General features: G+C 68.2%; 4 protein-coding genes. 1 reads left to right on the top strand and 3 read right to left on the bottom strand.

Annotation, left to right across the window (positions count from 1 at the left end; genetic code table 11):
• On the top strand, window positions 1-627 hold a 627-nt coding region (locus tag EQG76_RS27485; RefSeq protein ID WP_159718214.1), incomplete at its 5' end, for an MFS transporter.
• A gap of 240 nt (window positions 628-867) precedes the next feature.
• On the opposite strand, the gene EQG76_RS27480 is transcribed toward EQG76_RS27485, so the two are convergent.
• From EQG76_RS27480 to EQG76_RS27470, 3 genes are all read right to left on the bottom strand, one after another.
• Window positions 868-2493, bottom strand: coding sequence for a phytoene desaturase family protein (locus tag EQG76_RS27480; RefSeq protein ID WP_200841169.1), 1626 nt, complete (start codon window positions 2491-2493; stop codon window positions 868-870).
• 605 nt (window positions 2494-3098) lie between these two features.
• Entirely contained in the window at window positions 3099-6260 is a 3162-nt protein-coding gene (locus EQG76_RS27475) for an efflux RND transporter permease subunit (protein WP_159718212.1), read from the bottom strand.
• 4 nt (window positions 6261-6264) lie between these two features.
• Window positions 6265-7322: efflux RND transporter periplasmic adaptor subunit (locus tag EQG76_RS27470; RefSeq protein ID WP_159718210.1), on the bottom strand; the 1058-nt coding region annotated here is incomplete at its 5' end.

Below are 7322 nucleotides of genomic sequence, written 5' to 3'. Positions count from 1 at the left end.
CTGCGCACCCTGGCCGAGGTGCTGCTGCGTCCCGGCGTCGCCGCCGGCATGGTCGCGGTGGTGCTGGTGTTCACCGGCCATTTCGCCTTCTTCACCTATCTGCGCCCCTATCTCGAGGGAGCGACCGGTGCGGGCATCGCTGCCGTGTCCGGCATCCTGCTGGGCTTCGGCCTCGCCAACTTCATCGGCACGCTGCTGGCCGGCCCGCTCCTGGAACGGAGCCTGCGCCTGACCCTGGTATCGATGCCGCTCCTGATGGCCGCACTCGGCCTGGGCCTTGTCATGCTCGATGCCGCACCTTTCGTCGTCTTCCTGATGGTGGCGCTGTGGGGCTTGGCCTTCGGCGCAGTCCCGGTCGCCTGGTCCACCTGGGTCACCCGCACGGTACCCGATGAGGCGGAAAGCGCCGGCGGCCTGATTGTGGCGGCGGTCCAGCTGGCGATCGCGCTCGGTGCCGCGGGCGGTGGCGCGATCTTCGACATGAGCGGGGCTGCCGGTGTCTTTGCCGCCGCCAGCCTGATCCTGCTGCTCGCAACCCTGCTGGTCCTGGGCAAGGTGCGGCTGCGCGTGCCTGACGGTGGTCCTGCCGGCCGGCAAGCTAAGGGATTGAAGCCGGCCAGCCTCTGATCCTTCCTGCCCTGGGCGGTGTCGTCGGAGTGACCAGAGCCGGCTGGCATCGCCCCTCCACAAGACAGGCGCTCAGGCCGGCCGATCCGTGTCCTGGCTCGGATCCGAATCGTCCTTCACCGCATCCGTGAACGTGAACTTGCACACCAGTCGCACCAGTCCGCCGGCGGTGCCCGTGGTGCCTGTCCGGGTGCAAAGATCGCGCCCTGGCTGGTCGTTCTTCCCTATGGGCCAGACCGGTCAGCTCGCCGCGTAGCCCATGCCGGACCTAGTGCCGCGGTCCGCCAGGATCTCGCGCGCGGCGTTGTAGCCGTTGATCCCGGACACACCACCGCCCGGATGGGTCGAGGCGCCGCACAGGTAGAGGCCCTGGATCGGGGTGCGATAGTCGGCGTGGTGCGGGACCGGGCGCTTGAAGAACAGCTGGTCGGCGCTGAGTTCGCCCTGGAAGATGTGGCCCTGCGGCAGGTGGACGATGTTCTCGATGTCCTGGGCGATCAGGAACTGGCCGCCGATGATGTCGTTCGAGAAGCCCGGGGCGAACCGGTCCATCGTGTCCAGCACGGTCTTGCGGAACTTGTCCTTCTCGGTCGCCCAGTCGCCGTTCTTCAGCTCGTAGGGCGCATGGCCGCCGAACAGGTTGACGACATGCTTGCCCTTGGGCGCCAGAGTGTCGTCGACGATGGTCGGCACCACCGGCGTGATGAACGGTGCCGACGAGTACCAGCCATGCTTGGCGTCGTCATAGGCCCGTTCCAGATAGTCGATGTCCGGGGCGATGTGGACATAGGTCGGATAGGTCCAGTTGCCCAGCGCACCGTCCGCCCGCACCCGGTCCATGCAGCGGTACTGCGGCGGCCGCTCGACCGCGAGGTTGGCCTTGAACGCGGTCGAGAAGCTCCGGTAGCCCTTGATGTCCGCGACCAGTTCGGCCGGCAGATGCCGCTCGCCGACCAGGTTCAGGTAGAGCAGCTTGGCATGCGCGTTGGAGATCACGATCGGCGCCGGGTATTCCCGCCCGTCTGCGGTGGTGACGCCGCGCACCCGCCCGTCCACCACCCGGACCTCCTTTACCGGGCTGTCGGTCTGGATGACTGCACCGTGCTCGGTGGCGGACGCGGCGATCGCGGCGGAGATGGCACCTTGGCCGCCGCGCACGAAGCCCCAGCCGCCCGCCCCCGCATTTTCGCCCATGACGTGATGCATGATCACGTACGCGCTGCCGGGCGTCTTGGGGCCGGCGAACGTGCCGATCGAGGCATAATAGGCGAGCACCGCCTTGATCCGGTCGTCCTCGAACCATTTCGACAGGAAGTCGTAGGCGCTCATGGTGAGCATGTCGTAGACGCGGAAGAACTTGTCGCCGTACTTCCGGTTGCGCTTGGCGAAGCCGAAGATCTGCTTGACCGTCTTCCAGTCGCGCCTGGTGGGATCGAACGGCGTCTCCCAGAGCAGCTTGCGGAAGACGTCGGCATTCTCGTTCAGGAAGCGATCGAACTCCGGATAGATCGCCGCGTCCTTCTTGCTGAACCGGGCGAAGCTCTGCTGGGTCCGCTGCACGTTGTCGGAGAAGACGATATAGTCGTCGCCGTCCAGAGGCGAGAGCATGTCGCTGCACGGCATGACCACGAGGCCGTGGCGCGCGAGCTCCAGGTCGGCCTGGATGCGCGGGTGGAGGATGCTCATCAGGTAGGAGAAGATCGACGCCCGGAAGCCCGGTGCGATCTCCTCGGTCACCGCCGCCCCGCCGAATACCGGGCGGCGCTCCAGGACGAGCGGCTTCAGCCCGGCCCTGGCGAGATAGGCCGCGCACACGAGACCGTTATGCCCGCCACCGATGATGATGGCGTCGTAGGGTTCCGTCACCGTGCCGCTCCTCCATTGCCTGCTGCCGTCTTGGCCAGGAAGTGCCCTGCGATCAAGCGGGCCGCGGCCGATGTTTGCTCCGGCCGCAGGATGCTGCCCTGCCGGCTCTCTGGATCAGGAGTGCCGCGGTCGGCCATCGTCGGGCCAAACCGAAAGCCGATCCATGGAAGCGAGCTGCCGGGGCCACGCGCAGGGGCAGGTCCGGTGGGCACGGATTCATGATGAACCGATCGCCCGCTCGCCTGCTGGCTCGGGCTCGACTGGAAGCCCGGCCCTGGCCCAGGTAGACGTCAAGGTGATGCTGAGTGCCAAGCCATCGGTCGACCCGCTGGCCGACTGGGCGGGCAACACACCTACATCGTGGACGCTGTCAATGCTGGCGTGCGCGTGTTCCTCTACGAGGCCGGCTACCTGCACGCCAAGACGATCAGCGTCGACTCCACGGTCTGCTCGATCGGCTCGGGCGCGAGCTGGAAGACTGCTTCGTGCGGGACCTGGAGCGCTGCGCGAGTTCAGCGTCGCGAAATACGAGGCGCGCAGCATCCTGCTGCGTCTGCGCGATTCCGCGGCCCGGCTCCTCTCGCCCCTCCTGTGACGCCCGGCGGTCATTCCGCCGGGCCCGGCTGCTCCCCGCGCGGCCGGGCAGCACTGGTGCTGCCGAAGCGGCGGTGCGTCCATTCCCGCATGTGCTGGAAGACCACGTAGAGCATCGGGATCAGGAAGATGCCGATCGAGCTGGCGGCGATCATCCCGGCGAACACCGGGGTGCTGACATGATGCCGCGACACCTCGGAAGCGCCTGATGCCCAGACCAGCGGCACCAGGCCCAGGATGAAGGCCAGCGAGGTCATGATCACCGCGCGGAATCTGAGCCTCGCGGCCATCGCCGCGGCGTCCCGGATCGAGCGGCCGGCCTCGCGCTGCTCCTTGGCGAACTCCACGATCAGGATGCCGTTCTTCGCGGCCAGGGCGATCAGCACGACCAGCCCGATCTGCCCGTAGAGGTCGAGGGTGAGCCCGGTGAACAGCACGCCGGCAAAGGCGCCCAGCACGCCGGCGATCACCGACAGAAGCACCGGGATCGGGATGACCCAGCTCTCGTAGAGCGCCACCAGGAACAGATAGGCGAACAGTACCGCCAGCCCCAGGATGATCCCGGTCTGGCCGCTCGCCTGCTGCTCCTGGTACGCGGTCCCGGTCCATTCGAAGGCGTAGCCCGGGGGCAGGGTGGCAGCCGATACCTCGGCCATCGCCGCCAGCCCCTCGCCCGAGGAAACCCCTTCGGCCGGGCCACCATTGATGGTGACCGAGCGGTAGTTGTTGTAGCGGGTGACGACCTGCGGCCCGGTGACCGTGCTCACTTCGGCGATCGCACGCAGCGGCACCATCTCGCCCTGGCTGTTGCGGATCTCGATCTTCCAGAGCGCGTCGAGGTCGCGTCGGTCGGCGGCCTCGCCCTGGAGGTTCACCTGCCAGGTGCGGCCGAACAGGTTGAAGTCGTTGACATAATAGCTGCCGAGCGTCGCCTGCAGGGTGGTGAAGACGTTGCTGACGTCGAGCCCCAGCGTCTGCGCCTTGGTCCGGTCGATGTCTAGGAAGATCGACGGATTGGCGGACGTATAGGTCGAGAACACTGCGGAGAGCCGGGGATCGGCATTGGCGGCGCCGACCAGGCCGCGCATCACGCTGCCCATCGCCTCGGGATCAGCACCCTGCAGGCTCTCGAGCTGGTACTCGAACCCGCCCGTGGTGGAGAGGCCCACGACCGGGGGCAGGTTGAAGGGCAGGATGTCGGCGCTGCGGATCCCCCGGGCATTCTCGGCCACCCGGGCGATCAGCGCCTGTGCCGAATCTCCGGGCCCGGTCCGCTCCTCGAACGGCCGGAGCTGGGCGATCATGAAGGCGGCGTTGCTGGCCGACACGCTGTCCAGCAGCGAGTAGCCCACCACCGAGACCACGTCCCGGACCTGGGGCAGGTCGCCCAGGATCTGCTCGACCCGTGCCACCGCCTCCGAGGTGCGCGCGACCGAGGCGCCGGCCGGGAGCTGCACATGGATGAAGAAGGCGCCCTGGTCTTCCTCCGGCAGGAAGCCGGTCGGTGTGCGCAAGGACAGCCCATAGGTCCCGGCGGCGAACACGCCTACCAGCACCAGCGCCAGGGCGGATAGGCGCAGGGTCCTGGCCACCACCGCGGCATAGCCGTCGCGCACATTGTCGATCCGGCGGGAGATCCAGGCCATGATCCCGCGCCTGGGCCCGCCATGGCGCATCAGGACGGCGCACAAGGCCGGCGAGAGGGTCAGCGCGTTGAACGCGGAGAACACCATCGCAGCACTGATCGTCACCGCGAACTGGCGGAACAGCTCGCCGGAGATGCCTGGGATGAAGGCGATCGGCACGAACACCGACAGGAGCACCATGGTGATGGCGATGACCGGCGCAGTGATCTGCGCCATCGCCTTGCGGGTGGCCTCGGCCGGAGAGAGCTCGGGCTCCTCTTCCATCACGCGCTCGACATTCTCCACCACTACGATCGCATCGTCGACCACGATGCCGATCGCCAGCACCATCGCCAGCAGCGACACGGTGTTGGCCGAGTAGCCCATCAGCAGCAGCACGGCGAAGGTGCCGATCAAGCTGACCGGCACCGCGATCAGCGGGATGAGGGCGGCGCGCCAGGAGCCCAGGAACACGAACACCACGATGCCGACGATGACGAAGGCTTCGATCAGCGTGTGGATGACCGTGGCGATCGTCTCGTTCACGAAGACGGTCGAATCGTAGACCGCCTGGATCCGCACCCCCTCGGGCAGGCGTGTGCCGACCGTGGCCAGCGTGTTGCGGACCGCCTCGGCAGCACTCACCGCATTGGCGCCGGGTGCGAGGAAGATGCCCATGCCGACGGCGTTCTGGCCGTTCAGGCGGGTGAAGGTGTCCTGGTTCTGCGCGCCGAGCTCGACGCGGGCGACGTCCTGCACCCGCAGCACCGAGCCGTCTGGGTTGGCGCGCAGCACAATCTGACCAAACTCCTCCGGGCTGGACAGGCGCCCTTGCGTCCGCACGTTCATCTGTAGCCGCTGGTCGTGCGGCACCGGCTCGGCACCGATCCGGCCGACCGGGGCCTGCACGTTCTGCGCCTGGATCGCCTGCACCACGTCGGAGGGCGCCAGCTTCAGGCTGACCAGGCGCTGGGTGTCGAACCAGATCCGCATGGAATAGTTGAGCTGGCCGAACAGGGTGGCCTGGCCGATGCCAGGCGTGCGCGACAGCTCGTCGAGCACGCTGATCGTGCCGAGATTGGTGAGGAACAGGAGGTCGTGGGTAGGATCCTCGCTGGTCATCATGATGAACTGGAGGATCGAAGATGACCGCTTCTGCACGGTCAGGCCCTGGCGCTGCACCTCCTGGGGAAGCTGGGACAGCGCGGTCTGCACCCGGTTGTTGACGTTGACCGTGTTGATGTCGGGGTCGGTGCCGAGCGCGAAGCTGACGGTCAGGTTGTAGCTGCCGTCATTGCCGCTGGTGCTCTTCATGTAGATCATCTGGTCGGTGCCGATGACGCTGGATTCCAGCGGCTGGCCCACCGTCGATTCGACCACGTCCGCGGATGCGCCGGGATAGACGGCGGACACTGAGACCTGCGGCGGCACGATGTCGGGCAACTGGGCCACCGGGATGCGCAGCATGGCGAGCAGGCCGGCCAGCGTGATCACGACCGAGATCACGATCGCCAGGCGCGGGCGATGAATGAAGATCGCGGACAGCATCGGCTCAGGTCCCGCTCGCGGTGGTCCCGCCCATCGTCCGGGCGTCGAACCCGGCTGGCCCCGGGACGACCTGCATGCCCGGCTGGACCCGCTGGATGCCTTCCAGCACCACCTGCTCGCCGGCCTGCAGCCCCTCCAGGATCACGACCGAGCCGGCCGTGGACTGGCCGAGCCGGACCGGGCGGCGCTCGGCCCGGTTCTCCGCCGCGATCACGTAGACGAAGTCGCCTCGCTGGTCGGACAGCACCGCCTCGCGGGGAACGGTGAGTTGCTCGACCGGCTGGGCGGCCTCCAGCATGACCGTGACGAACTCGCCCTCGGTCAGCTCCCGCAGGCCGGCCCCGCCACCCTCGCCGGGCGCCAGGATCGGGTTGGGGATGGTGCCGCGCAGCGTGATCGTGTCGGTGCCGCGGGCGACCTCGATGTCGACGAAGTCGAGCCGGCCCGCCGGGCCGAAGGTGCGCCCGTCCGGGAGCCGCAGCCGGATCACCACCGCCTCGAACCCGCCCTGGTCGGCATAGCGGGTGCGCAGCTCCAGGGCCGTGCGCATCGGCACCGGAAAGGCGACATGCATCGGCTCCTGGCTGACGATCGTCGCCAACACGCCGCTGCCCGGGCCCACGACATTGCCGGGCGTGATCTGGCTGCGGCCGATCCGCCCGGTGATGGGCGCGTTGATCTCGGTATAGCCGAGGTTGATCTGGGCCTGGCGCACCTGCGCCTGCGCTGCCAGCACCTTGGCGGTCGCGGTCCGTTCCGCCGCCAGGGCCTGATCGACCCGTGCCTGGGTGCCGGCGGTGCTCGACAGCAGTTCCCGCGCCCGGCTCAGCTCGGCCCGGGCATTGGCCTGCTCGGCCTCCGCCTGGGCTACTGCCGCCTCCTGCGCAGCGAGTACCGCTTCATAGGGGCCGCGCTCCAGCCGGTAGAGCGGGTCGCCTTTCTGCACCTCCGCCCCTTCCTCGAAGAGCTGCTCCACGAGGAACGCATCGACCCGCGCCACCAGATCGACCCGGTCGACCGCTTCGACCCGGCCGATGAAGCCATGGCTGGTGGTGACCGGGC

Origin of the sequence: Geminicoccus flavidas (assembly GCF_009806515.1) — a bacterium.
In the GTDB taxonomy this organism is placed as follows: domain Bacteria; phylum Pseudomonadota; class Alphaproteobacteria; order Geminicoccales; family Geminicoccaceae; genus Geminicoccus; species Geminicoccus flavidus.
Note: the sequence above shows the minus strand (reverse complement) of the source record. Positions and strands in the feature narration are given on the sequence as shown.

What these genes read in the sequence shown, in the direction of transcription:
- EQG76_RS27475 (WP_159718212.1), bottom strand. Translation starts at nt 6,260, where the DNA reads ATGCTGTCCGCGATCTTCATTCATCGCCCGCGCCTGGCGATCGTGATC.